Here is a 24,577-nt window from a genome sequence, read left to right on the forward strand (position 1 = left end):
TCCTGCCGTGGATATTTCCGCATGAAGTTCAACAAGCTGCGCCTGGTCGGCTTCAAATCCTTCGTCGAGCCGACGGAATTCATCATCGAGCGCGGGCTGACCGGCGTCGTCGGGCCGAACGGCTGCGGCAAGTCGAACCTCGTCGAGGCGTTGCGTTGGGTGATGGGCGAGAATTCCTACAAGAACATGCGCGCCTCCGGCATGGACGACGTGATCTTTTCGGGTTCCGGCAACCGCCCGGCGCGCAACACCGCCGAAGTGGCGCTCTATCTCGACAATGGCGAGCGCACCGCGCCTGCCGCCTTCAACGACAGCGACGAGATCCAGGTCACCCGCCGCATCGAGCGTGAACAGGGCTCGCTCTATCGCATCAACGGCAAGGAAAGCCGCGCCAAGGACGTGCAGCTGCTGTTTGCCGACGCCTCGACAGGCGCGCGGTCACCGTCGATGGTCGGGCAGGGGCGCATCGGCGAGCTGATCCAGGCAAAGCCGCAGGCCCGCCGCCAGCTGCTCGAAGAGGCGGCCGGAATCTCCGGCCTGCATTCCCGCCGCCACGAGGCCGAGCTGCGGCTGCGCGCCGCCGAAGGCAATCTCGAGCGTCTCGACGACGTCACCTCGCAGCTCGAAAGCCAGATCGAGAGCCTGAAGCGCCAGGCCCGCCAGGCAAACCGCTTCAAGACGCTGTCTGCCGATATCCGCGCCCGCGAGGCGATGCTGCTGCATATCCGCTGGGTGCAGGCCAAGGAAGCCGAGGCCGAGGCCGACAGTGCCTTGAACCAGGCGACCTCCGTCGTCGCCGAAAAGGCGCAGATGCAGATGGAGGCGGCGAAGAACCAGGCTGTCGCCAGCCTGAAGCTGCCGGAACTGCGCGAGGGCGAGGCGCGTGCGGCTGCCGCCCTGCAGCGCCTGCAGATCGCCAGAAGCCAGCTGGAGGAGGATGCCGGCCGCATCTTGCGCCGCCGCGACGAGCTGACCCGCCGTCTCGCCCAGCTTGCCGAGGACATTAGCCGCGAGCAGCGGCTGGTCGCCGACAATGCCGTCATCCTGGCAAGGCTCGATGCCGAAGAGGCGGAGATTTCGGAAATCCTCGCCGATTCCGGCCGCTATGCCGAGGAAACCCGCGAGACCTTCGAGGGCGCGGCGGCAAAACTGGCCGATAGCGAGCGGATATTCACCCAGCTGACGGCCGAGCGCGCCGAGGCTGCCGCCGGCCGCAACCAGCTGGAACGCGCCATCCGCGATCTCGCTGACCGGCGGATGCGCCTCGAACGGCAGATGGACGAGGCAAACCACGAACTGTCCGCCATCGGCGAGAAGATATCAGGCCTGCCCGATCCCGACGAAAAACGCGCCATCGTCGAGGCAGGCGAGATCGCCGTCGCCGACGCGGAAGCCGCTGTGCAGGCGGTCGACCAGGCGCTGGCCGGCGCCCGCCAGACCGAGGCGCTGTCGCGCGCGCCAGTCGAGCAGGCACGTTCGGCGCTGAATGCGCTGGAAACCGAGGCCCGGACCATTTCCCGCATGCTCGCCGCCGGTGCCGCGGCCGGAAAATTTCCGCCGGTTGCCGACGAGCTGAAGGTCGACCGCGGCTTCGAAACCGCACTTGGCGCCGCCCTCGGCGACGATCTGGAATCGCCGCTCGATGCCGAGGCGCCGGCCCATTGGTCGGACAATGGCGATGGTGCCGGCGACCCCGCGCTTCCATCCGGTGTCGCGCCGCTGCTCGATCACGTCCGCGCACCGGCAGCACTCACCCGCCGCCTGCGCCAGATCGGCCTGGTCGCGGAAGGCGATGCCGAGCGGCTGATGGCGGCGCTGAAGCCCGGCCAGCGGCTGGTGACCAAAGAGGGCGCGGTCTATCGCTGGGACGGCCACGTCACCAGTGCCGATGCCCCGAGTGCTGCGGCCCTGCGCCTGGCCCAGAAGAACCGCCTGGCCGAACTCGAAGGCGAAGCCGCCCTTGCCCGCGACGTGCTTGCCGAAGCCGAAGAGCGGCAGGCAGCCGCTGCCGAAGCGATCCGCGCTGGGGAGCGCCGGCTTGCCGAGGCGCGCGACATGAGTCGTCTGTCGGCACGCCATCTGACTGAGGCGCGCGAGGCGCTTGCCGCCGCCGAGCGTGCCTCCGGCGATCTGATCCGCCGCCGCGATGTCGTCAGCGAGGCTTCAAGCCAGCTGCGGTCGCAGCTGGAGGAGATCGCCGTCCAGGAAGAAAATGCCCGCATCGAGCTGGAGGACGCGCCCGATCTGACTGATATCGACGAGCGGCTGCGGTTCCAGCAGGCGGAAGTTGCGACCCATCGCGGTGCGCTGGCCGAAAGCCGCGCCCGCCATGAGAGCCTCGCCCGCGAAAACGAAGCCCGCCAGCGCCGCATCGTGGCGATCGGCCAGGAGCGCGAGACCTGGCGCCAGCGGGCGGCAAGTGCCGAAGATCATGTCGCGACATTGCGCGAGCGCGAGGAAGAGGCGCGCGACGAGGCAGCCGAGCTCGAACTGGCGCCGGATGAATTCGACGACAAGCGCCGCGCTTTGCTCAGCGAATTGCAGAAGGCCGAGGAGGCGCGCCGCCAGGCGAGCGACCTGCTGGCCGAGGCCGAACGCATCCAGCGCGAAGCCGACCAAAAGGCGACGACGGCTCTGTCGGAACTTGCCGAATGCCGTGAACGCCGCGGCCGCGCCGAGGAGCGCCTGGTTTCGGCTCGCGAAAAGCGGCAGGAAAGCGAAGCCCGCATCCGCGAGGTCCTGAACGTCGCGCCGCACGAGGCGCTGCAGCTGACCGGGCGCCCGACCATGCAGGCGCTTCCCGATCCGCGCGAAGTCGAACGCGAGCTGGAACGGCTGAGGATCGAGCGCGAGCGGCTGGGCGCCGTCAACCTGCGCGCCGACGAGGAACAGAAGGAGTTGAGCGAAAAGCTCGAAGCGCTGATCAAGGAACGCGACGACGTCATCGATGCGATCCGCAAGCTGCGCGGCGCCATCCAGAGCCTCAACCGCGAGGGCCGCGAGCGGCTGATTGCCGCCTTCGACATCGTCAATGCCCAGTTCCAGCGGCTGTTCACCCATCTTTTCGGCGGCGGCACCGCCGAGCTGCAGCTGATCGAATCCGACGATCCGCTGGAAGCCGGCCTTGAAATCCTCGCCCGCCCGCCCGGCAAGAAGCCGCAGACCATGACGCTGCTCTCGGGCGGCGAACAGGCGCTGACGGCGATGGCGCTGATCTTCGCCGTCTTCCTCACCAATCCGGCGCCGATCTGCGTGCTCGACGAAGTGGACGCGCCGCTCGACGACCACAATGTCGAGCGCTACTGCAACCTGATGGACGAAATGGCGGCCTCCACCGAAACCCGCTTCGTCATCATCACCCACAATCCGATCACCATGGCCCGCATGAACCGCCTCTTCGGCGTCACCATGGCCGAGCAGGGCGTCTCCCAACTCGTCTCCGTCGACTTGCAAATGGCCGAGCGCCTGCGCGAGATTGCCTGAGGTTTTCGACGACGCGGAAGGGTTGATTGTCACTGGACATCCCGATCGGCGAGTTTGCTGAGACCAGCCCCTCATCCGCCTGCCGCCACCTTCTCCCCGTAAACGGGGCGAAGGGACATGCCGCGCCCTCTCCGTTCCCATCTCGCTCTCGCAAGGCACGTCCCCTCTCCCCGTTTCTACGCGGAGAGGGTTAGGGTGAGGGGCAGCCATTAGCGCCAACCGGACAGCAGTGGGCTTGACCCGAGCATCCATGTCGACGCCGAGCGCAGACGCAATTTCCGTAAAGCGACGGCGCGGTTTTGCGCCCGGAAATTGCGCAAAATCCCCTGACAAGCAATAAACACCAAAAAAGGTCGGCTTCCTCGCCCCTCGTAGTCCATTTGGGTGATGCTCTTTTCGCTGACTTGCATTAGAAGTTGTTTCAACGCAACCTAATTACCCTGCTCGAAAACGGGCGATCAACGGTTGTGCATTGTCGAATTTGCGTGCGGTATTCCGGGCGAGGGCAAGAACCGGAAACCGAGAGCAAATCTTGGGAAGGTAGCGATCTGTTTTTCCAGGAATTGCGTAAGACGAGGTCAGGCGGTTCTGCTTTACAAAAAAGCTGAGCCGCTCCTGGGTTGAGGGACCCCCCGTCCGGTTTTCCTGGCCGGACGGAAACAAGGCTTTGCGGGACATTGTTGCTGTCCCGCAAAGCTTTTTTTGTGCCTTGTTTTCTGTTTGGGCACCTTTCAACCGTTTCAACGCCGGCCGCAGCCAAGATTTATTGTGCAGCGCAACATTCTGCCGCATTTGTCGATTTTCATTTCAACACCAACGGATTAAGCTAGCCCCGATTTGGTGTTGGGGGGAAGATGACCAAGTGGGTCTATAGGTTCGGCGACGGGCAGGCTGAGGGCCGGGCGCGCGATCACGAGATTCTGGGTGGCAAGGGCGCCAATCTCGCGGAAATGTGCGCTCTCGGACTTCCGGTGCCGCCGGGGCTGACGATCGTCAGCGATGCCTGCAACACCTATTACAAGAACGGCCGTCACATCGAGGATGCGGTGAAGGCCGAGGTGCGCGCCGGCATATCGGCGATCGAGGCGATCACCGGCCGCCACTTCGGTTCCGTCAGCCAGCCGCTGCTGCTCTCGGTGCGCTCCGGCGCCCGCGTCTCCATGCCGGGCATGATGGACACGGTGCTCAATCTCGGCCTCAACGACGAGACGGTGCAGGCGCTCGGCCACGATGCCGGCGATGCGCGGTTTGCCTGGGACAGCTACCGCCGCTTCATCCAGATGTATGCCGATGTCGTCATGGGCCTCGGCAACGACGCCTTCGAGGAGATCCTGGAAGACGAGAAGGCCAAGCTCGGCCATGAATTCGATACCGAACTCAGCGCCTCGGAATGGCAGCATATCGTCTCGCTCTACAAGAAGCTGATCGAGGAGGAACTGGAGCAGGAATTCCCGCAGGATCCCGAAGTCCAGCTCTGGGGCGCGGTCGGCGCCGTCTTTTCCAGCTGGATGAGCGCGCGCGCCGTCACCTACCGCCAACTCCACAATATTCCGGAAGGCTGGGGCACGGCGATCAACATCCAGGCGATGGTCTTCGGCAATCTCGGCAATTCGTCGGCGACCGGCGTTGCCTTCACCCGCAACCCCTCGACCGGCGAGAGGGCGCTTTACGGCGAATTCCTGGTCAATGCCCAGGGCGAGGATGTGGTGGCCGGCATCCGCACGCCGCAAAGCATCACCGAGGAGGGGCGGATTTCCTCCGGCTCCGAAAAACCCTCGATGGAAAAGCTGATGCCGGAGGCGTTTCGCGAACTCTGCCGCATCTGCACCGATCTCGAAATCCATTACCGCGACATGCAGGATATCGAATTCACCATCGAGCGCGGCAGGCTGTGGATGCTGCAGACCCGTTCGGCCAAGCGCTCGACCCGGGCGGCCATGAAGATCGCCGTCGACATGGTCGATGAAGGGGTGATCACCGAGGACGAGGCGGTGCTGCGCATCGAGCCCTCCAGCCTCGACCAGCTGCTGCATCCGACGATCGATCCGCGCGTCACCCGCCAGGTAATCGGCACCGGGCTGCCGGCCTCGCCGGGCGCTGCCACCGGCGCCATCGTCTTCACCGCCGAAGAGGCCGTCGAGGCGGAAGCCGAAGGCCGCAAGGTGATCCTGCTCCGGGTCGAGACCAGCCCCGAGGATATTCACGGCATGCATGCCGCCGAAGGCATTCTGACGACCCGCGGCGGCATGACCAGCCATGCGGCGGTCGTCGCCCGCGGCATGGGCATCCCCTGCGTCGTCGGCGCCGGCACGATGCGCATCGATCAGCGCAACGAGCGGCTGCTCGGCGTCGGCGTGACGCTGAAGAAGGGCGATATCATCACCATCGACGGTTCTGCCGGCCAGGTGCTGAAAGGCGAGGTGCCGATGATCCAGCCGGCGCTGTCGGGCGATTTCGGCCGCATCATGGGCTGGGCCGACCGCGCCCGGCGCATGACGGTGCGCACCAATGCCGATACGCCGGCCGATGCGCTGGCCGCCCGCTCCTTCGGCGCCGAGGGCATCGGCCTTTGCCGCACCGAGCACATGTTCTTCGAGGGCGAGCGCATTCATGTCATGCGCGAGATGATCCTTGCCGTCGATGAGAAGGGCAGGCGGGTGGCGCTCGACAAGCTCTTGCCGATGCAGCGGCTGGATTTCACTGGCCTCTTCACCGTCATGCACGGCCTGCCGGTGACGATCCGCCTGCTCGACCCGCCGCTGCACGAATTCCTGCCGAAGACCGACGACGAGGTCGCCGAGGTCGCCTTCGCCATGGGCATGGAGGCATCAACCCTTCGCCAGCGCGTCGATGCGCTGCACGAGTTCAATCCGATGCTCGGCCATCGCGGTTGCCGGCTGGCGATCTCCTATCCCGAAATCGTCGAGATGCAGGCCCGCGCCATCTTCGAGGCGGCGGTCGCCGCAGCCAAGGAGACCGGGGCTGCCGTCGTGCCGGAGATCATGGTGCCGCTCGTTGGCCTGCGCACCGAGCTCGATTACGTCAAGGCGCGCATCGACGAAGTCGCCGGCGAGGTGATGAGCGAGGCCGGCATGAAGATCGATTATCTCGTCGGCACGATGATCGAGCTGCCGCGTGCCGCGCTTCGCGCCCATGTGATTGCCGAGGCCGCCGAATTCTTCTCCTTCGGCACCAACGACCTGACGCAGACCACCTTCGGCATCTCGCGCGACGACGCCTCGGCCTTCATCCCCACCTATCAGCGCAAGGGCATCATCGAGCACGATCCCTTCATCTCGCTCGATTTCGACGGAGTCGGCGAATTGATCAGCATCGCCGCCGAGCGCGGCCGGCGCACCCGCAACGACATGAAGCTCGGCATCTGCGGCGAACATGGCGGCGACCCGGCCTCGATCCGCTTCTGCGAAACGATCGGCCTCGACTATGTCTCCTGCTCGCCCTTCCGCGTGCCGATCGCCAGGTTAGCGGCGGCGCAGGCGGTGATTGCAGGCAATCTGGAAGAGGTCAGGCGCGGTCCGAAAGACCTGCGGGCAATCGTGTAGGATTTTCGCTGGAGGCCTGGTGCAGGGCGCCCGTGGCAATCAGTGGTGATGCCGCCAGTGATTGCCGTAGATATAAGGCCCGTTCAGATCCCAGGCCATGTCGTTCATCAGCTCGGCACTTTGCGCCCGCGATTCGGCGCGCCGGTCGAGATCAATGCGCTGCAGGCAGGTGGCAAAGCCATCCGTGCCGCGGCGGAAGCCATAGCCCAGGCACCGCTGCTCATCCGCCGCCCGCCGCTCCTCCGGCGTCATCGTCTGGCAGGCGGAAAGCCCGGCGACAATGGTGGCGAGGGCGGTGATGAGAATAGGGATGCGCATTGGTTTGGTCCTTGGAATGCTTTTCTCAGAGGAAAGGCCATTCGGTAGGGGTCGTCAAGCTAGTGCCTCGGTTCGGATATTGCCGAGACTGGGTGATTAGGCGAGCCGTGTACCGTGCGGCCCCCTCATCCGCCCTACGGGCACCTTCTCCCCGAGGGGAGAAGAGGGCATCGAGACGTTGCGGCACATTCCCTTCTCCCCAGCGGGGAGAAGGTGGCCCGAAGGGTCGGATGAGGGGGCCGCACGGCACGCCATTCATTGTTGCCTTCGCTTGCGCTCAGCGCATTCGCGACTTTGCGGCTCACCCTTCACGCCGCCCCAGCCGGATCCCCGATCGGCAGCAGCGCCGGATCAACCGGCGGATCCAGAGGATTCTTCGTATCGTCCGGATCCTGCGCCGGCGTCTGTGGCGGTTTTTGCTGGATCCGGTCGGGATTGCCTGACGTTGGCGTCGGCGTATCGGCATTGGGTGTCGGGATCGGGTCTTTGTTGGGCATGAGTGCCTCCTTTTCGAAAAAGGAACGGCAGGCTTGGCACTTGGTTCCACTTTTGCCGGCCAACCTTTCTATGCATCAGGGCCATTCCTATGTATGAGGAAAGCTTGCAAACCTTGGAACGAGCATGGCCCTTCGCGATCGATTTTCGAAAAAACTGAACTGTCCGCAATGCGGCAATGAGGGCTTTGCCGAGGCCTCGGAAGTCGATGATCCCAAGCGCAAGCATCCGGATTTCAAGGTCGATCAGCTGCCGCGCGGCTTCGGCGTGCAGCGGCCGTCCAACCACCAGGAAAATTTCGTGATCAAGTGCGAATGCGGGCGCAAGTTCCCCTTCCGCAGTGTCGCGGAAGCTGCGGCCGAGCGCCGGTAGAGCAATTCCAGGAAAAGTGTGAAGCGGTTTTCCGTCCGGAATTGCGTAAAAAAATGAAACTCAGATCCGCTCCAGCACTTCGATGAAGGCATCGGCGAAACGCACCAGCGGCGCGGTCTCTTCATCGGGCGCCTGCATGCGGATCTCAGTGCCGTTGCCGTCGAGCAGCGCCAGCACGACGCGCATGTCGTGGCCATCGCCTGGAATGCGAAGCACGGCGATGCGGCGGCAATCCTGGACGAGGCCGCCGGCCGGAAGGTCGAACAGCAATTCGCCACCGGAGCGTGCCGCGGCCTGGCGCACCGCCGCGCAGAAGTCGGTATCGCCGCCGGCATAGCTTTCGAGCGAAAGTTCGAGTTCGAGCAGCTCCAGCGGCAGCATCGTTTCGGACTGGTGGTCGATCCCGCCAAGCGCGGACGCCTGCGGCCTTGCTGCCATCTCGGGTGAAATCATCCCGTCTCTCCTCTGTATCTGGAGATGAAACCGCGGCAGAATGGCCTTTTTTTGACATATCAGCAAGGGCTTATAGAGAAGGCCCCGTTTCGCCATGGCCATCGCCCAGGATTCCAACGCAATGCTTCAGACAATCGTTTCAATTTAGCCGAATCTTGCCCCAGATCCGGATGACTTTAGGCCGGGCCGGCCTAAAATCTGAATCCCGATCTAAATCAAAGAATAGAGCATGATGTCGTCCGAAAACCGCTTCACACTTTTCGGCATCATGCTCTAAACAGGGTTGAGGCGATTTGCGTGGTCGAACGCGCGGGCGCTGACGAGCAACCGGTAAGTTTGATGGCCATCCGCTATGACCGCCCCGTTTCCAGCGCCGCCCGCTTTTCGCGGCTGCTCGGGGCGTTTTCCCTGGTGCTGGCGCTGGCTGTTATGATCGCCCATCGCTTCGGTGGCCTCGCCACACCTTATCTGGTGCTGCTCTTGATTGCCGCCGCCGGCGGCGCGCTTCTCGCTGTCATGCTCGCCGCACTCGGGCTGCGCAGCCTCTGGATGACGGGGGCCGAAGGCGGGCTGGCGGCGCTGGCGGCGCTGATTTATGCCGCCTTTCCGCTGGCCTTTGGCGCCTATACCACCGAGCGTTACCTGACGCTGCCTGATATCTATGACGTTTCCACCGATCCGGTCGCCGCACCCGACTGGCTTTCGCAGCCGTATTTCAACCAGATCTGGCTGAAGCGCAAGGTTGAGGTGACGCCCGAGGATCGCGAAAAGCAGCTCGCCGCCTATCCCGAACTCACCGGCCGGCGCTATGAGGGCGCGCTCGACCGCGTGCTCGAAGCGGTGCGCAAAGTCGCCAAGATGAGCGGCATGACCATCACCAGGAGCAGTGGCGACACCGAGCCCGGCCGCGATCCCGAGGACAGACCGGTCAAGCCGCCGGAGGCGAGCGACGATGCGGTGGCCGATGCGCCCGATATCATCCCCGTGCCGACGCCGCGCCCCTATGACGACGATGTCGCCAAGCTGATCCGCGGCGTCAACGGCGTGACGCTGCAGGGCACCACCCGCACGCTGATCCTCGGCCTGCGCTTCGATTTCATCATTCGGCTGCGCGAAGAGGCCGAAACCACCTTCGTCGACATCCGCGTCGCTTCCCGCTACGGCCAACACGACCTCGGCTTCAGCGCCGAGATCGCCGGCGATTATCTGAAGGCGCTGGATGCTGAGCTGCTGGGAATTGCGGGTGGGTGAGCAACGGTGCCGCCGCAGGCGGCAGCAATCGATCCAGTGAATCGATTGCAGTTGCGAACGCCCTGAGCCCAAGCGAAGGGCCGGGAGAGGGTGCGGCGGACTCGACGCCTTGTACCGCAGCGTCTCGATTCCCTCTTCTCCCCAGCGGGGAGAAGGTGCCCGTAGGGCGGATGAGGGGGCCGGCGAAGCCGCTTTTCAACAACACCATGTGAGTTCCACAACGCTCGCGTCGTCTCAGTCGCCGAATAGATTATTACGAGAGGTGTGTGCCGTGTAGCCCCTCATCCGGCTGCCGCCACCTTCTCCCCGTAAACGGGGCGAAGGGGATATGCCGCGACCTCTCGGTTCCCTCTTCTCCCCAGCGGGGAGAAGGTGCCCGTAGGGCGGATGAGGGGGCCGGCGAAGCCGGTCTTACCAACAACATTCATGCAGGATTCGACCGCGCTCGCGTCGGCATGGCGGGATAGTTAAGATGAGAGGGCGTGCCGTGCGGCCCCCTCATCCGACCCTTCGGGCCACCTTCTCCCCGCTGGGGCGAAGGGGAATCGCCGCGACCTCTCCGTTCCCCACTAACCTTTCGCAGGGCACGTCCCCTCGCCCCGCGAGCGGGGAGAGGGTTAGGGTCATATGCGCTAGGTTTAGCGCTGGACATAAGGAATCTGGTTGTGATTCAAGCTTTGGATGAAGATTCGTCCTCAGATTTTGGATCATTGGCCGGAAGTGCGCGCGCGGCTTCCGGCGGGTTTTGACCTGGAAGCAACGGCGCGGTTGCGCGGTGCCTTCACGCGGGTGCGCGAAATCAAGAACGCTGAGACGCTGTTGCGGCTGGCACTTGCCTATGGCGGCCTTGGCATGTCGTTGCGCGAGACCTGTGCATGGGCCGAAGCGGGCGGGATCGCCCGTTTGTCAGACCCATCGCTGCTCGAGCGGCTGTGCAAAGCGGCGCCTTGGCTTGGCGACATCGTGGCCGCGCTGATTGCCGAACAGGCCAAAGTACCGGCGGGGCGCTTTGCGGGCTATCGCTTGCGTGTGCTCGATGGAACGTCGATCTGCCATCCGGGCGCTGACCGCACGACATGGCGGTTGCATGTCGGCTACGACTTGGCAACGGCTCAGGTCGATCAGCTTGAGTTGACCGACATCCATGGTGCCGAGAACCTTCAGCGCCTTACTTATGCACCCCGTGATATCGTGCTGGCCGATCGCTACTATGCAAGACCGCGCGACCTGCGGCCGGTGATCGATGCCGGTGCAGACTTCATCGTGCGGACCGGCTGGAACTCGTTGCGCCTGTTGCAGACGAATGGCGAGCCCTTTGATCTGTTTGCCGCGCTCGCCGCTCAGCAAGAGCAGGAAGGCGAACTGCAGGTTCGTGTCCACGAAGGCATGACGGGGACGCCGCCAACGCCGCCGCTGGTCCTGCGCCTCATTGTCCGGCGCAAGGATCCGCAACAGGCCCAAGCCGAGCAGGAGCGTCTGCTCAAGGATGCCCGCAAGCGCGGCAAACAACCCGATCCGCGCAGTCTCGAGGCGGCGAAGTATATTCTGCTGCTAACTTCGCTGCCGGCCGCCACCTTCCCGCCGGCCGATATCCTCACCCTCTATCGCTTCCGCTGGCAAATCGAGCTGGCGTTCAAACGGTTCAAGAGCCTGGCCGGCCTCGACAGCTTGCCGGCCAAGAAGCCGGAACTGGCCCGGGCATGGCTCTACGCCAGGCTGATCGTCGCCATCATCGCCGAACAGATTGCCGGGCAAGTCCCGGACTCTCCCCCTCTGGATGCGGCAACCCCGCTGGCTAGCCCCCCATTGGCAAGTCCTTCGCGCTGGCGTCTCATGAAGTTAGCCCTGACCAGCATTTGCGCCGCCATCCGCGGACCACTTCTGTGGCAGGCCGTCTGTAATCTCGTCTCGCGAAGTCGTCGCCACCTCTGCGAGCCGCCGCGACGACGCCGAAAACAATGCGATCATCTCCGCGCCCGCTTAACCTAGCGCATATGAGGGTTAGGGTGAGGGGCAGCTATCCGCGCAAACCGAACGGCGCATTTGCCACCCGCGCGAAGGGCAGCCTCACTCCACCACCAACCACCCCGTATACCGCACCACCAGCCCCGTCAGCGGCCCGCCGATCTCCACGTGGAAGCGGAAGCGCCCATCGCGCTCCTCCTCATAGGTATCTCCGCCAGGCGCCAGAAACATCGGCAGCGGAATGCCGCAGAACCGCCAGCCGCGCACCACCAGTCGCAATCTTTCCCCATCCGGCACCAGTGCCATCAGCACCCGGAACGGCCCGAAGACCTCGGCGAGCAGATGCCGGTCGCGGCTCTGTGCCTGGACCTGCCAGCTGCGGAAGACCGTGCCGCCGAAATCGCGTGTCCAGATCTCCTTGTCACCATCGGCGGCGAAGCGCACGGTGACCGGCACATCCTCGCCCGCCGGGGGAAAACCGATCACCCCGGCGACGATCCTCGCCAGCAGCCCGTCGCCGCGCTCGATCCGCGCCCGGCCGGAGGCGACGCGGGCGCCGCCGGCATGCAGGGCGGCGAGGGCGGGCGGCAGCTGATCCCAGGCGCTGCCGAGGATTCTCTGGTAGAGCGGCAGGCGTGCCTCCTCGTTTTCCATCGTGATCCCGGATGTGATCGAAAACCGCTGGAAGGCCGCTTCGAAATCCGCAAGCTGCAATTCGCCGGCCGCCGGCCGCGCCCCATTCTCCGGCCGCACGCCGCTCAGCAGCCGGCGCACCAGCGCGTCCACACCGATGACCGGAATGAACGGCCCGTCATCACCTTCGGCAATCAGATGCCAGCCGGACGTCAGCCGCTTTCCGGCGTGATCGATGCCGCCGACGCGGACGAACATGCCGCCGCGATGGTCGCCCACCGCGAAAGCGTGGCTGGCCCGCTGCAGCAGCCGCGCAAACGGCAGCAGCGACGGCAGCAGCCGGAGGCGGACGAGCCTTGCCGAGAAGCTGAGCAAGCGTTGCAGCGGCTGCGGTTCCGTTCCCACCCCGGTGAAGCTGGATTGGAGATCGGCAAAGCGTGCCGGCAGCAGCTTGAGATCCGGCGCATCCACCAGCAGGAATGTCCGGCTGCGCAGCGGCTTGACCCCCGGCGGCGCCACCGTCACCCGCATCGCATCGATCAGCCCGCGCCCGGAGGCCGGCTGCCCATCGCGCAGCATCGGAACCTTCTTGCCGGCATAGCTTGATATCGCCCTCACGACATTGAGCCCGATCTTGACATGCGCCGACGGGGCAATGCCCGCCGCGACACTCTCGACCCGGGAGAAATGCGGCGCCATAGCCTCGAGCGCCGCAAAGGAAAGCGCAGGCAGGCTGCTGAGCCCCGACAGAGCGAAGGTGCCCTTGGCCTTGGCCGTCGCATCCAGCCCACCGATGCCGGCGACGAAGCCGGTGCTGTCGGCAATATCGGCATAATCGATGCCGAGATCAATGCAGGCTTCGGCCACCTTATAGGCATTCTTGCCGAAGCTTTGGAACGGCCCCGAGGCATCGACGACGAGATCAGGCCTCATCCGCGTCAGCTGTTCTGTGAGATCGCCGTCACGATCGAAGGCTACCGCCTGTACCATCGCACCGAGATTGTTGCTTCCCAGGCCCTCGGCGCCATCTTTCGGCGTCCTGAGATCGGCAACGAAATCGTCGGCCTTTTCAAGCGAGCGCCCGGCAACCAGCAGCCTCAGCCGCGGTTCGTCGCCAAGCAGCCGGGCCAGCCGCCCGCCGAACGTGCCGTAGCCGCCGATGATGAGCAGGCAAAATCTCTCGCCGCTCATGCGATGAACCGGCTGCGCTGCTGCGGCGTCGGCACCATGCAACTTTGCCGGCCGGCAATCTTCAGCCGGTTGCGGGCGATGAATTCATAGATCGCATCGGCCGACCGCCGCGGCAGCAGCCGGAAGATCTTCACCAGCGAATAGGGAAAGCCGAGGCCTGCCACCATGCGGATCGAGCCGTCGGACTTGAGGAAGGCGCGGCCGTTTTCGATGAGGATATTGGTTTCATAGTCGCGCGCATGCAGCCCATAATGCCGGTAGAGCGCGGCGCCGAGCGGCGTCTGCGCGGCGAGGAAGCGGTATCGCTGCTGCTTGTCATGTTTCAGCGCGAACTTCACCCAGCCGGAGCAGAACACGCATTCGCCATCGAAGACGATCAGCGGCCGGTCATCGGCAAAATCAGGCACATCAGGATCTTCGCGATAGCTGTATTCGGCGCGCCCCATGCTCATCTCTCCCCTCATCTCCCTTACGCCGGCCGGTAGCTGGCGGCAAGCGAAGGCGGCCCATCCGCCGCAATCATACCGCGCTCCAAGAGATCCTCGATATGGGCGAGAACGGAAAGCGCGGCTGCCCCATGCAGCTTCGGATCGGTATCGCGATAGATCGCCTTCACCATCTCGGCGATGCCACGATCGCCCGCCCGGATGCGCGCCAGCACCGCCTGCTCGCGCTTCAGCCGATGCGCCTTCAGCGCCGGCAGGAAAGTCTTCGGCTCGCTGACCGGCCCGCCATGGCCGGGCAGCAGCAGAGCGTCCTGGCGCTCGATCAGCTTCTCGAGCGAGGCCATGTAATCCGCCATCGAGCCATCCGGCGGTGCGACGATCGAGGTCGACCAGGCCATGACGTGATCGCCGGAGAAGAGGATGTCGCGGCCTTCAAGCGCGAGGGCGGCATGATTGGCCGTGTGCCCCGGCGTCAGCACCGCTCTGAGCGACCAGCCATCGCCCGCAATCGTCTCGCCGTCGCCGATCGCGATATCCGGCACGAAGGATAGATCCGAGCTTTCGGAGAAAGGATTGATCTCGCCGTCCCTGAGCGGCCGCGCCGGCCGGTGCGGCCCTTGCGCCACCGTCACCGCCCCCGTTGCCGCCTGCAGGCGTCTCGCCAGCGGCGAGTGGTCGCGATGCGTGTGGCTGACGACGATATGCGTCACCGCGCGGCTGGCGAGCGCTGCCATCAGCGCCTGAAAATGCGCCTCGTCCTCCGGGCCGGGATCGATGACCGCGACCGAGGAAGAGCCGACGATATAGCTGTTGGTGCCGAAAAAGGTGAAAGGCCCGGGATTCTCCGCCGTGATCCGCTCGACACCTGCGGCGACCGGCACGGCGCGCCCATAGGCCGGCTCGAAAGCGAGGTCGAATGCGGGACTGTCCATGAAGGAATGATCTCGGGCCGATGACGTCGCCAATTCCTAGCACGGCGGCGGATGCTGTGCAGCGCATAAATCTGCGCCGGGTTAAACTTAGTCATTGTGACAGGCGAAGAGCTTTGCTAATCAGGCGTCGATTTGAGCAGGCGGTTTCCGCTCAAGCTCTGGTGGGGCGTCGCCAAGCGGTAAGGCAACGGTTTTTGGTACCGTCATCCCTGGTTCGAATCCAGGCGCCCCAGCCAATTTTTGCGCTTTTATTCCTGATCTTTGCGCCCGCCATGAAGCGGCTCTGGCTGTCTCCTATGTCATTATAAAGATAACCATAGGATCGTATTGATATCTTTACAAAGATATAGATATCGCGTCGCGGGTTGACCGCTTGAGCGGGGCAAGGTCAAAAGGTGCTCAATCATCCCGCAACCGGAGTGAAGCAACGCTCATATGCGCTCCGCCAGCCAGCGAGCTCCGTTAGTCACATAAGCACTACTACTTTGAAGTTGGCTGCTTGAGGCGAATTCGCAGATGGCCGCCCTGCATCTGTTCGATGTCGAATGCACTCGTTTTGCGCACTAGGTCGCTCAGCTTACGGAAACCGTAGGTTCGCGGGTCGAAGTCGGATGACAGATTGGCGAGCTGCGTGCCGACTGCGCCAAGCGACACCCACCCATCCTCGCTCTCGATTTGAGCGATGATTTTTTTTATGATCGGTGTAGCGGCGCTGGGAGGCTGAAGAGACTTCTGTGCCTGGACAGGGCCGCTCTCGTTGGGGATAGGGGCGGGCAGCAGGTTTTCGGTGTAGATAAATCTCCGGCAAGCCTGTCGGAAGCTCTCCGGTGTCTTTTGCTCGCCGAATCCGAAGACGTCGATCCCTTGCTCCCGGATCCGCGAAGCCAGCCGCGTGAAATCGCTATCGGACGACACAAGGCAAAAACCGTCGAAGCGTCCGCTGTGGAGGAGATCCATTGCGTCAATAACCAGGGTGATGTCAGATGCGTTCTTTCCGGTCGTATAGGCGAACTGCTGTTGGGGGATGATTGCGTGTCGCGCCAGAACGTCGATCCACCCCTTGGAGCGCGCACTGGCAAAATCACCATAAATGCGCCGGACACTCGCCTCGCCGACCTTGGCGATCTCCTCGAAGAGTCCATCGGCGATCTTGGCTGATGCGTTGTCGGCATCAATAAGCACCGCAAGGCGTGGCGAACGAGCTTCAGCTGGCATGCGATCAGACTCCAATCATCCGAAGGTTTCGTGTCGCCGCTTCAACGGCCCAAGCTGCCCATAGAATAGCAGGTGGAAGCCAGATCCAACCACTCGCTGCATTACCCACGACTTCAGCTCTATCACTCGCCGCACAAGCTGCTGTCAGGAGACATATGTATGCCGCTCGCTTCTCGTGATCTCGCTCAGCGTCCATGCGCTGCAAGAGATCCGGTGCATCCCAGCCTATAACTGCCAAAAGCTCTCTAAACCCACCGGCCTCAACGACTTGCTCATACATCCAGTCGAATTTCTTGCCGCGCAGGATCTGGCTCTTGGTGAAAGTCTGATCAGGCAAAAGAACGCCCAGGAATGCGTTGGGAAAAGCTTCCACGATCGCGACATCGCCCAAGATGGCATTAGCGAACGGGGATGGTGAGCTGAGATGTCTGATCTGGGCCGCGGTTTCGAGTGCCGCGCGCTTCAATTGAAGCCCGGTGCCAAAGTGGCTGGACCCCGGCTTGCACCGCTTTTGAAACGCACCACGGGCCAGCACCTGTTCGCAGGTTCTAACAAGTCGATCCGGCGATCCCGTTGGTACCAGTGGCCCATCGATCGCGATGACAGAGAAGGCCGTTATTGATGGCAGATGCTGGCGCCGGCGTTCCCAATCAGTGTGTGTTTTGACTGCCCCGAATGTGCCGTTCGTGCTCCACGCAATGCCGGTCGTCGGTCGGGACTTAGAGAAGCCGACATCAATGCCGAGAAGGTTGATGTCCTTGAGCTTCATGGATCACCCTGCCGCGCTCTCGTTCAATCCTCGGATCACCTCGACGAGCTTCTTCGTCTTCTCGAAGTCGAAAACCTGCTGCGGCCCCTCTGGCGCGACGTCGATGAAGGGGCTCGCGTAGAGCAGGCCGGGATCCATTGCGCCCTTCTCGGTGAGGTGCTCGATGACCATGTCGATGAACTCAATCTGGTCGGCTGTGACACCACTGCCCGCGACAAAGCCGGAGAATGCCTCGGCGACGGCGGCGCGGTCGAGCCCGACCAGTGAGCGGACGAAGGCACCGAAACCGTGGGCAATTTCAGTTGCCTTCTCCAGGTGCTTGGCGTCGCCGATGCCGGCGGTGAGCAGCATGGCCTGCAGTTCTTCGATATCGGTCGGCGTCAGCGGCCTGCCGTGGCGCAGCTTGGCGATGGCGATATGGTCCTCTTGCTCGCGCAGGAAGTGCCGGGCTTTCCGCTTGAAGCGAGCAAAATCCACTTCGCCGACCTCCGGCAGATCGATCGCGGCGCCTAGACCCAATTCGTCCTCGAAATCGGTGTAGACGATCTTGCGCTTGCCCTTCTCGATATGCTGCACGAGGCCGCGAAGTCTTAACCGCACCACTTCGAGCAGCGGCACGGTAATGCCTTCCCACCAGGGATCAGAGAGGATGTCGAGGATCAGCGGATGTTGGGCAGCGATGATCGGGATCGCGGTTTGTTCATCCAGCGCCGAGGCGATCTCGATCAACTGCTTTTTCAGCCGATCGAAGCTTTTCGAACCCTTGAGCAGCGCTAGCTCCAGGCCAAAAATCAGAAGATCGAAGCGTTTCGCTTCTTCCGCCTCGCCTTTCACCTCGCTCGGCAGCGGGGCGACCTCGTCGAACAGCTCGTCTCGGACCGCGTCTGTTAGCTCGTTCCAGGCCTCTGCGGCTTTATACTTCTCCACCGCCCGCCGCTTGGCTCGTACGATGAAGTTGTCGAAGTTCATGCCGGCGACGTAGCTCTGCAGCGCATCCAGCGCTTCGTCGCGGATTGTGTGCTCATTGAGCGGTTTGCCGTCACCGGCATCATAGGCTTCCTGGCGGGCCTCTGCCATGCCGGATGCGTCTACCCTGTGCTTCTCGTCCAAAGCACGCACAAGGTCAAAGCGAGCGGCGAACAGGCGTTCGTTCAGGCTTTTCGCATTGCGGCCCTCGTCCGGCTGCGGGTTCTGTCGGAAGAATTCGAGGTTTTGACAGTAGTCGAAGACACGGAAAAATTCCTTGTCCTCGCCGGGGCCGAAGAGATCGGGGCAAAGCCGGGTGCCGCGGCCAATGATCTGCCAGAATTTTGTCTTCGAGCGAATGAGCTTGAACAGCACGAGATTGACGACCTCCGGCACGTCGATGCCGGTGTCGAGCATGTCGACGGAGATGGCGATATGCGGATTACCATCCTTCTTGGAAAAATCGTCGATCAGGCTCTGGGCATATTCGGTCTTGAAGGTGATGACGCGAGCGAAATGGCCCGCAAGATGCGGATAGGCGCGATTAAAACGCTCTTCGATGAATTCTGCATGGCTCTGGTTTTTGGCAAAGACGATCGTCTTGCCGAGCCTATCGCCGCCAGCAACCTTCAGTCCTTCCGTCATCACATGCGCCAGCACCTTGTCAACGGTGTCGGCGTTGAACAGCCATTTGTTGACGGCCTCGGCATTGACGCTGTCGGGCGGGTCGCCATCCTCCTCATCCCATTCCAGCATATCCCACTGCTCTTTCTCCGCATCGGAGAGATCGTCGTAGCGAATGCCCTCGCGTTGGAACCTCAGCGGCACGGAGACGGAATGCGGCGGCACGAGATATTCATCCTCCACCGCCTTGTCGAGCGAGTAGGCGTCTGTGGGAACGCCATCCTCGAGGTCGAACAGGCCGTAGGTATTGCGGTCGATCTCGTCTTTCGGCGTGGCGGTGAGCCCGATAAGCAGACTGTCGAAATAGTCGAAGATCGCGCCATAACGCTGATAGACCGAGCGGTGCGCCTCGTCGATGATGACGAGATCGAAATGGCCCGGGCCGAAACGGGCTTGTCCCGCTTGCCGCTCGTCTATCAGGTTCATCATCGTCGGATAGGTGGAGAGAAAGACGCGGCCCTCGGCTTGTCTCTCCGTCACCAGATTGACCGGCGAGGTCTCGGGCAGCTGCCGCTTGAACTCGCGCACGGCCTGGTTCACCAGCGCCACGCGGTCGGCGAGAAAAAGCACCCGCTTCACCCAGCCGGCGCGCATCAGGAGATCGACCAGCGCGATCACCGTGCGCGTTTTGCCGGAGCCGGTCGCCATGACAAGCAGGCTTTTGCGCTGCTTGTTCGTCTCGAAGGTTTCGGCGACGCGCGAGATGGCGCGGGTCTGATAATAGCGCCCGGCAATCTTCTTATTGATGGCCAGTCCTGCGATCGGCTTGCGGCTCACCCGCCGCTGGATCATCAGGGCCAACTCGTCCTTCTTATAGAAGCCGGAAACCGCGCGCTGCGGATAGGCGGTATCGTCCCAGATCCAGTGTTCGTAGCCGTTCGAGGTGAAGATGATCGGCCTCTGGCCGAACTGTTTCTCCAGGCAATCCGCATAGAGCTTGGCCTGCTGTTGGCCAGCACGGGGATCGCGCTTGGTGCGCTTGGCCTCAATCAGCGCCAACGGCTTGCCGTCGTCGCCCCAGAGCACGTAATCGACGAAACCCTTGCCTTCATTGTTCGGCATTCCTTCGACCGGAAACTCACGGTCACGCGGCTGGTCCAGCTTCCAGCCCGCTTCCTTAAGCAGTAAGTCGATATAGAGGTCGCGGGTTTCAGCCTCCGAATAGTCATGATGGTCCGGCCGAGCCTCGTTTTGATGGCGGGCGGCGGCCACTTCGGCGCGCAACCGCTTCAGTTCGGCGTCGAGATCGGCCTTGTCGCGCAGCATGGTTTCGAAGGTTTTATCCTTCTCCTCCATCTCGCTCTTCATGCGGGTGAGTTCCGCGAAGGCGCGCTTCACCACATCCGTCTTGCGGCTCAGATGGGCGGGATCGAAGGCAAGGCCATCGGCGGGGCGGTCCTTGCGCGCATAGGTGCGGGCCAGCCAGAAGCAGAGATGGAACAGCTCGCGCACCGCGTTCGCCGCCTCGGCGGGCTTCGTCTCGCGGCTCTCGTGAACGGCTTGGTTGCCGATCTTGATGATGACCCGGGCCTTGGAAAACACCGCCTGGCCAGCGAGCTTCTGGAAGCTTGGTTCGTGGATCAGCGCCGAAATATTGCTCTGGTAGGGAAATTTGAGGCCCGGATCGTGTTTGTAGGCCCATTGCACGGCGAGTTCTACCGTGCGGCGGGCATAGAAGGCTGCCGCCCGCGGATCGCCTTCGCTCAGAGCCTCCGCCCGCTTCGCGCTGTCGAAGATTTCGGGAAATTCGGCGGCGAGGAAGGCGAAGTTGGACATGGAGCCTCAGAGTTGACCGGAGAAGGCATGGTGTTGGAGCGATAAGAAGAGGTTGTCGGCTTCCACGAGCTGAAGCTCACAACGTCGAATTAACCGCTCCAAGCTGGCGCAGTTATCGACAAACGCAGCCTGTGCCTCCAAAGGTGGCAAAAATAGCTTGATCTTGACCATTCGCTTCAGCCCCAGATCTCGGTTTGCAATTCCATGCGTGTATATCTGAGATTGACTGTAGCAATAGTTGCTATTCAGCATGCATTCAAGCCACTTAGGCTGAACCACGTCCTGCCTAGTCTTAAGCAGGGCGACGTGAACCCAGACTGCAAAGGGTTCGTCAAAGTCCACTTCGGCGGCGATGCCTGTCGTCCCCCCTTTGGTATAAAGCAAATCTCCTCGTTGAGGTTTACATTTGCGCCAATGCAGTTTGGCGTCTTCCTCGCTAATATACTTCAGGTCTTGCCACAGGATGGCGCCGCGCTGAATATGTCGGGTCGAAAGAAACGGAATTCCGTCGTCGCAATACTGAGGACTTACATGGGGACCGTCAGACGCTTGATATATAACATCTCCCAAAGTCGCTTCTTGCCATTGCTTTGGATTGCTTACCGGGTCCCCAAACATCTCCAGAAAGATCGACTGGGTGAGGCTGTCGAGCAGCGCGATGGCCTGACGGCGCTTCTGGCGCAGTTGATCGGCCTTATCCAGGATCGCCGCAATTCGCTTCTGTTCCTCGAGAGATGGAAGAGGAATTTCGAGAGCTTTCAACACGTCAAGAGTGATACCCTTGACCGTTGCGCCAGTCGCCATGCGTTCAAGAACGCGACCATTCGCCAGCAATGCGTGAAGTAAATATCGAACGGATACATCGGACGCCGGAAATAGCGCCTTTATATCTTGATTAATCGCCATCGGCGCTTTGTTGATAGCGGCTTTGCCAACAGCCATGCGCGTCGGGACTAAAATATTTCCTGCGGGTATAATGTTTGTTGCAGAATTGGCGACACCAGCCGCTGTTATCGTGTCAACTGTTCGCATTATCTCGGTTGTCTTGAAGTCCTTCACAGACACCCAGGGAATGGGGCCGTTCCAATATTCCGGGACGTCTTTGCTGGGCGTTCCGCCTCCACGAATCTCAACCAACTCTCCGAGCCGTGCCACCCGTGCGTTCACAGCATCCCCTCCAGCTCTTTCAGCCCATTGGCAATCTCATTCTCCAGCTTGAGCAGTTCGGCGATGATCTCCTTCGGCGGGCGGTGCTCTGCCGCCTCGTGCACCATTTCCTTATAACGGGTGAGCGAAAGGTCGTAATCAGCGGCAGCAATCTGCTCGCGCGTGACGGTGAAGCTCTGACCGGTGCGCGGGTTTTCGCGCTCCGTGCCGTTGCGCTCGGCCCAGCGGGCGACGACATCCGGCAGGTTGTTCTTCGTGTGCTCGTCGGCACCGAGCGCCTCTTTCGTCACCGGGCCGAATTTCTCCTCCGGCACCAGCTTCTGGCGCTTGTCATCCAGGCTCATGCCGTCGGCCTGCAGATCGTAGAACCAGACATGATCCGTGCCGCCGGAATTGGTCTTGGTGAAAAACACGATCGCCGTAGAAACCCCGGCATAAGGCCTGAACACGCCCGAGGGCAGTTTCACAATCGCGTCGAGTTTGTGGTCGTCCACCAGCATCTTGCGGATCGCCTTGTGTGCCGTGGACGAGCCGAACAGCACACCATCAGGCACGATCACCGCCGCGCGACCGCCGGGCTTCAGGAGCTTTAGGAACAATGCCATGAACAGAAGCTCGGTCTTCTTTGTCTTGACGATTGCGAGCAGGTCGTTGGCGGTTGTCTCGTAATCCAGCGAGCCGGCAAAGGGCGGGTTGGCGAGGATCAGCGAATATTTGTCCGCATCATCAGCATGGCCAGAGGAGAGCGAATCCCGGTAGCGGATATCGGCGCCCTCGACGCCGTGCAGTTGCATGTTCATTGAGCCGATGCGCAGCATGGTCTGGTCGAAATCGTAGCCGTGGAACATGCCCTCGTGAAAATGCCGGTTGAGCGTGACGTCGCGGAACAGGCCCTTGTGGTTCTCGCGCAGATATTCACCGGCCGCGACCAGGAATCCGCAGGTGCCGCTGGCCGGATCGCAGATCACGTCCTGCGGCGTCGGCTTCATCAGCTCTACCATCAGCTTGATGATGTGGCGCGGCGTGCGAAACTGGCCGTTCTGGCCGGCGGAAGCGATCTTGCCGAGCATGTATTCGTAGAGATCGCCCTTGGTGTCGCGGTCCTCCAGCGGGATTTCCGCCAGCATGTCTACCACCTTGGCAAGAAGGCCGGGCGTCGGAATGGTGAAGCGGGCGCCCTTCATGTGCTCAGAATGGGCAGTGCCTTTCTCCGCCATCTCGCGTAGGAACGGGAAGACATAGTCCGAGACGATCTTGAACATGCGCTGAGCATCGTCGTTCCTAAAACGGGACCAGCGCAACACGGCATAGGTAATCTCTTCCTTTGCTTCACCTGTCGCCTCGTCCCGCTCGATCCGGTAGACGCCCTCGGGAAAGATTGCTCGTTCCATCTTGCCGCCGAGCAGGCTCACCCTGTTCTCTTCGCGCGTTTGCATTTCATCCAGGCCGCGCATGAAGAGCAGGTAAGTGATCTGCTCGATCACCTCCAGCGGATTGGCAATCCCGCCCGCCCAGAAGGCATTCCAGACTTGATCGATCTTCGCGCGAATTTCACCTGTCAGCATGCTTAGTCCCTATCATCTTCCGAATCGGATTTGACACTACGGCATCAGGCCATGCTACTGAAGACGCATCGGGAAGTTGAATGATCGCGAGATGAAAGCATGCCTATCAAAAAGGTACCGGCCGGTAGGCCTGCGAGTGTGGCCTAATGTTTCGTGTTGATAGAAGCCAAAATAGAATCGCGCGCCTGGCGCAAAGGCGTTTCGGTGAGCTTGCATTGCGCGAGCGGGATCATCTGCAGGAGTGGCTTGTGCACCAGCCAGATGCACTTGGCGAAGAGCTACTTATCATTCAGAAAGAGTTTGACGGCTTCGACGAGACGCGTGAGCGGCTAGACCTTCTTGCGCTCGACAAGGCGGGCAATCTCGTCGTTATCGAGAACAAGCTTGACGACTCGGGTCGCGACGTGACTTGGCAGGCACTGAAATACACCGCCTATGTGTCGGGCCTCAACAAGCTGCAGATTGTCGAGATCTACCAGCAGTATCTCGACCGTTATTGCGGGGGTGGCTCGGCCGTCGAACGCATCTGCGAATTCATGGCGGTGGAGGAGCTTCAAGAGACGGTGCTGAATCCCGGTAACGGCCAGCGCATGATGTTCATAGCTGCCAATTTCCGCCGCGAGGTGACCGCGACAGTGTTGTGGCTGCTTAGTCGAGGCATCCGTGCGCAGTGCTTTCGCGTTGTGCCCTACAGCTTCGGCGATGAGCTGTTCATTGACCTGCAGCAGATTATTCCAACTCCGGAGGCTGCAGACTACATGATCGGCATCTCTTCAAAGGAGGTGGAGGAAACAAGCGCGCAGGGCGTACAAGCGCGTCGACATCAGCTCCGGCTTCAGTTCTGGGCTCGCGCCTTGGAGAGATTGCGCGCGGATGGCATCACCCTCTTTGCCAATGTTAATCCTAGTCGTGATCATTGGCTCAATGCAGGCTCTGGCGTTGGAGGTTGTCCTTTTACGATGGTTTTTGCACGTGACGAAGTTCGCGTCGAAGTGAACCTCGCGCGCGCCGACCGTGATCAGAACAAGTGGCTGTTCGATCGGCTCGAAGCCGACAGGTCTGCAATCGAGGCTAAATTGGGAGGGGAGATGAGCTGGTCTCGGCTCGACGAGAGGAAACAAAGTCGTATATCCTATTCCCATCCATTCGATGGTTTCGAGGCCGAAAACTGGCCGGAAATGCTCGCCTGGCTGTCGGAGCACATACGCAAGTTGGAAGGCGCTTTCCGACAGCCACTAGCGCAATATGCGCGCTCAATCCCCAGTGTTGATGAAACAGCAGAATAACTGCGTGGAGTGCAACGCACTCAAAATGCGGAACGCCCGGCAATCGA

Annotated in this window: 18 protein-coding genes and 1 tRNA gene; 7 read left to right on the forward strand and 12 right to left on the reverse strand. The window is 62.1% G+C overall.

Annotated features, from left to right (window positions below; translation table 11 throughout):
* The first annotated feature begins 21 nt into the window (after positions 1-21).
* Positions 22-3,483 (forward strand): chromosome segregation SMC family protein, encoded by a 3,462-nt coding sequence (locus N2A41_RS03680; RefSeq protein WP_260110309.1) that lies wholly within the window; start codon positions 22-24, stop codon positions 3,481-3,483.
* Between the two features lie 435 nt (positions 3,484-3,918).
* Here N2A41_RS03680 and N2A41_RS03685 read toward each other — a convergent pair whose 3' ends face one another.
* Positions 3,919-4,275: a hypothetical protein gene (locus tag N2A41_RS03685; protein WP_170258430.1), complete on the reverse strand. Its 357-nt coding sequence runs from the start codon at positions 4,273-4,275 to the stop codon at positions 3,919-3,921.
* Between the two features lie 62 nt (positions 4,276-4,337).
* Here N2A41_RS03685 and ppdK point away from each other — a divergent pair, with 62 nt between their 5' ends.
* Positions 4,338-7,046 carry a pyruvate, phosphate dikinase gene (gene ppdK / locus N2A41_RS03690; RefSeq protein WP_260110310.1) on the forward strand — a complete coding sequence of 903 codons (2,709 nt, stop codon included), beginning with the start codon at positions 4,338-4,340 and terminating at the stop codon, positions 7,044-7,046.
* A 39-nt stretch (positions 7,047-7,085) separates the two neighbouring features.
* Here ppdK and N2A41_RS03695 read toward each other — a convergent pair whose 3' ends face one another.
* Positions 7,086-7,364, reverse strand: a complete 279-nt coding sequence (locus tag N2A41_RS03695; RefSeq protein ID WP_260110311.1) for a hypothetical protein — start codon at positions 7,362-7,364, stop codon at positions 7,086-7,088.
* 308 nt (positions 7,365-7,672) lie between these two features.
* On the reverse strand, positions 7,673-7,861 hold the full coding sequence (locus tag N2A41_RS03700; RefSeq protein ID WP_260110312.1) for a hypothetical protein: 189 nt from the start codon (positions 7,859-7,861) through the stop codon (positions 7,673-7,675).
* Positions 7,862-7,985: 124 nt separating this feature from the next.
* Here N2A41_RS03700 and N2A41_RS03705 point away from each other — a divergent pair, with 124 nt between their 5' ends.
* Positions 7,986-8,231 carry a hypothetical protein gene (locus N2A41_RS03705; RefSeq protein ID WP_003546063.1) on the forward strand — a complete coding sequence of 82 codons (246 nt, stop codon included), beginning with the start codon at positions 7,986-7,988 and terminating at the stop codon, positions 8,229-8,231.
* A 60-nt stretch (positions 8,232-8,291) separates the two neighbouring features.
* Here N2A41_RS03705 and N2A41_RS03710 read toward each other — a convergent pair whose 3' ends face one another.
* Complete coding sequence (locus tag N2A41_RS03710) at positions 8,292-8,684, reverse strand: hypothetical protein (protein ID WP_260110313.1); 393 nt, start codon at positions 8,682-8,684, stop codon at positions 8,292-8,294.
* A gap of 339 nt (positions 8,685-9,023) precedes the next feature.
* Between N2A41_RS03710 and N2A41_RS03715 the strand changes: the two genes are divergently transcribed.
* Positions 9,024-9,935, forward strand: coding sequence for a DUF1499 domain-containing protein (locus tag N2A41_RS03715; protein ID WP_222333165.1), 912 nt, complete (start codon positions 9,024-9,026; stop codon positions 9,933-9,935).
* A gap of 681 nt (positions 9,936-10,616) precedes the next feature.
* Positions 10,617-11,924 (forward strand): IS4 family transposase, encoded by a 1,308-nt coding sequence (locus tag N2A41_RS03720; RefSeq protein WP_260110314.1) that lies wholly within the window; start codon positions 10,617-10,619, stop codon positions 11,922-11,924.
* Between the two features lie 78 nt (positions 11,925-12,002).
* On the opposite strand, the gene N2A41_RS03725 is transcribed toward N2A41_RS03720, so the two are convergent.
* Genes N2A41_RS03725 through N2A41_RS03735 form a run of 3 tightly spaced genes read right to left on the reverse strand, consistent with a single transcriptional unit; the run spans position 12,003 to position 15,102 of the window.
* Positions 12,003-13,724, reverse strand: coding sequence for an SDR family oxidoreductase (locus N2A41_RS03725; protein ID WP_260110315.1), 1,722 nt, complete (start codon positions 13,722-13,724; stop codon positions 12,003-12,005).
* Positions 13,721-14,170, reverse strand: coding sequence for a thiol-disulfide oxidoreductase DCC family protein (locus N2A41_RS03730; RefSeq protein WP_260111103.1), 450 nt, complete (start codon positions 14,168-14,170; stop codon positions 13,721-13,723). The genes N2A41_RS03725 and N2A41_RS03730 overlap by 4 nt, the downstream gene beginning before the upstream one ends.
* Before the next feature lie 23 nt (positions 14,171-14,193).
* Positions 14,194-15,102, reverse strand: a complete 909-nt coding sequence (locus N2A41_RS03735) for an MBL fold metallo-hydrolase (RefSeq protein ID WP_260110316.1) — start codon at positions 15,100-15,102, stop codon at positions 14,194-14,196.
* A gap of 162 nt (positions 15,103-15,264) precedes the next feature.
* Here N2A41_RS03735 and N2A41_RS03740 point away from each other — a divergent pair.
* Positions 15,265-15,338: transfer RNA gene (locus tag N2A41_RS03740), tRNA-Gln, on the forward strand.
* A gap of 244 nt (positions 15,339-15,582) precedes the next feature.
* On the opposite strand, the gene N2A41_RS03745 is transcribed toward N2A41_RS03740, so the two are convergent.
* From N2A41_RS03745 to N2A41_RS03765, 5 genes are read right to left on the reverse strand one after another with little or no spacing between them, the layout of a single operon-like run.
* Entirely contained in the window at positions 15,583-16,317 is a 735-nt protein-coding gene (locus tag N2A41_RS03745) for an NYN domain-containing protein (RefSeq protein ID WP_260110317.1), read from the reverse strand.
* A gap of 4 nt (positions 16,318-16,321) precedes the next feature.
* Complete coding sequence (locus N2A41_RS03750) at positions 16,322-17,086, reverse strand: DUF429 domain-containing protein (RefSeq protein ID WP_260110318.1); 765 nt, start codon at positions 17,084-17,086, stop codon at positions 16,322-16,324.
* Between the two features lie 3 nt (positions 17,087-17,089).
* Positions 17,090-20,512, reverse strand: a complete 3,423-nt coding sequence (locus N2A41_RS03755; protein ID WP_260110319.1) for a DEAD/DEAH box helicase family protein — start codon at positions 20,510-20,512, stop codon at positions 17,090-17,092.
* Positions 20,513-20,518: 6 nt separating this feature from the next.
* The gene (locus N2A41_RS03760; RefSeq protein WP_260110320.1) at positions 20,519-21,679 is read right to left on the reverse strand and encodes a restriction endonuclease subunit S; all 1,161 of its coding nucleotides are present in this window, start codon (positions 21,677-21,679) and stop codon (positions 20,519-20,521) included.
* Positions 21,676-23,244, reverse strand: coding sequence for a type I restriction-modification system subunit M (locus N2A41_RS03765; protein WP_260110321.1), 1,569 nt, complete (start codon positions 23,242-23,244; stop codon positions 21,676-21,678). Before N2A41_RS03765 ends, N2A41_RS03760 begins: the two co-directional genes overlap by 4 nt.
* 146 nt (positions 23,245-23,390) lie before the next feature.
* Here N2A41_RS03765 and N2A41_RS03770 point away from each other — a divergent pair, with 146 nt between their 5' ends.
* A complete protein-coding gene (locus N2A41_RS03770) occupies positions 23,391-24,530 on the forward strand; it encodes a DUF4268 domain-containing protein (protein ID WP_260110322.1) in 1,140 nt (379 codons plus the stop codon).
* The last annotated feature ends 47 nt before the right edge of the window (positions 24,531-24,577 follow it).

It is taken from the genome of Rhizobium sp. SRDI969 (assembly GCF_025152725.1).
GTDB lineage: Bacteria > Pseudomonadota > Alphaproteobacteria > Rhizobiales > Rhizobiaceae > Rhizobium > Rhizobium leguminosarum_I.

Coding starts and splice junctions, on each gene's coding strand:
- N2A41_RS03685 (WP_170258430.1), bottom strand. CDS start 4,275: ATGCGGCAGAATGTTGCGCTGCACAATAAATCTTGGCTGCGGCCGGCG.
- N2A41_RS03705 (WP_003546063.1), top strand. CDS start 7,986: ATGGCCCTTCGCGATCGATTTTCGAAAAAACTGAACTGTCCGCAATGC.
- N2A41_RS03755 (WP_260110319.1), bottom strand. CDS start 20,512: ATGTCCAACTTCGCCTTCCTCGCCGCCGAATTTCCCGAAATCTTCGAC.
- N2A41_RS03715 (WP_222333165.1), top strand. CDS start 9,024: ATGGCCATCCGCTATGACCGCCCCGTTTCCAGCGCCGCCCGCTTTTCG.
- N2A41_RS03700 (WP_260110312.1), bottom strand. CDS start 7,861: ATGCCCAACAAAGACCCGATCCCGACACCCAATGCCGATACGCCGACG.
- N2A41_RS03770 (WP_260110322.1), top strand. CDS start 23,391: ATGTTTCGTGTTGATAGAAGCCAAAATAGAATCGCGCGCCTGGCGCAA.
- N2A41_RS03765 (WP_260110321.1), bottom strand. CDS start 23,244: ATGCTGACAGGTGAAATTCGCGCGAAGATCGATCAAGTCTGGAATGCC.
- N2A41_RS03720 (WP_260110314.1), top strand. CDS start 10,617: ATGAAGATTCGTCCTCAGATTTTGGATCATTGGCCGGAAGTGCGCGCG.
- N2A41_RS03710 (WP_260110313.1), bottom strand. CDS start 8,684: ATGATTTCACCCGAGATGGCAGCAAGGCCGCAGGCGTCCGCGCTTGGC.
- ppdK (WP_260110310.1), top strand. CDS start 4,338: ATGACCAAGTGGGTCTATAGGTTCGGCGACGGGCAGGCTGAGGGCCGG.
- N2A41_RS03695 (WP_260110311.1), bottom strand. CDS start 7,364: ATGCGCATCCCTATTCTCATCACCGCCCTCGCCACCATTGTCGCCGGG.
- N2A41_RS03750 (WP_260110318.1), bottom strand. CDS start 17,086: ATGAAGCTCAAGGACATCAACCTTCTCGGCATTGATGTCGGCTTCTCT.
- N2A41_RS03725 (WP_260110315.1), bottom strand. CDS start 13,724: ATGAGCGGCGAGAGATTTTGCCTGCTCATCATCGGCGGCTACGGCACG.
- N2A41_RS03680 (WP_260110309.1), top strand. CDS start 22: ATGAAGTTCAACAAGCTGCGCCTGGTCGGCTTCAAATCCTTCGTCGAG.
- N2A41_RS03730 (WP_260111103.1), bottom strand. CDS start 14,170: ATGGGGCGCGCCGAATACAGCTATCGCGAAGATCCTGATGTGCCTGAT.
- N2A41_RS03735 (WP_260110316.1), bottom strand. CDS start 15,102: ATGGACAGTCCCGCATTCGACCTCGCTTTCGAGCCGGCCTATGGGCGC.
- N2A41_RS03745 (WP_260110317.1), bottom strand. CDS start 16,317: ATGCCAGCTGAAGCTCGTTCGCCACGCCTTGCGGTGCTTATTGATGCC.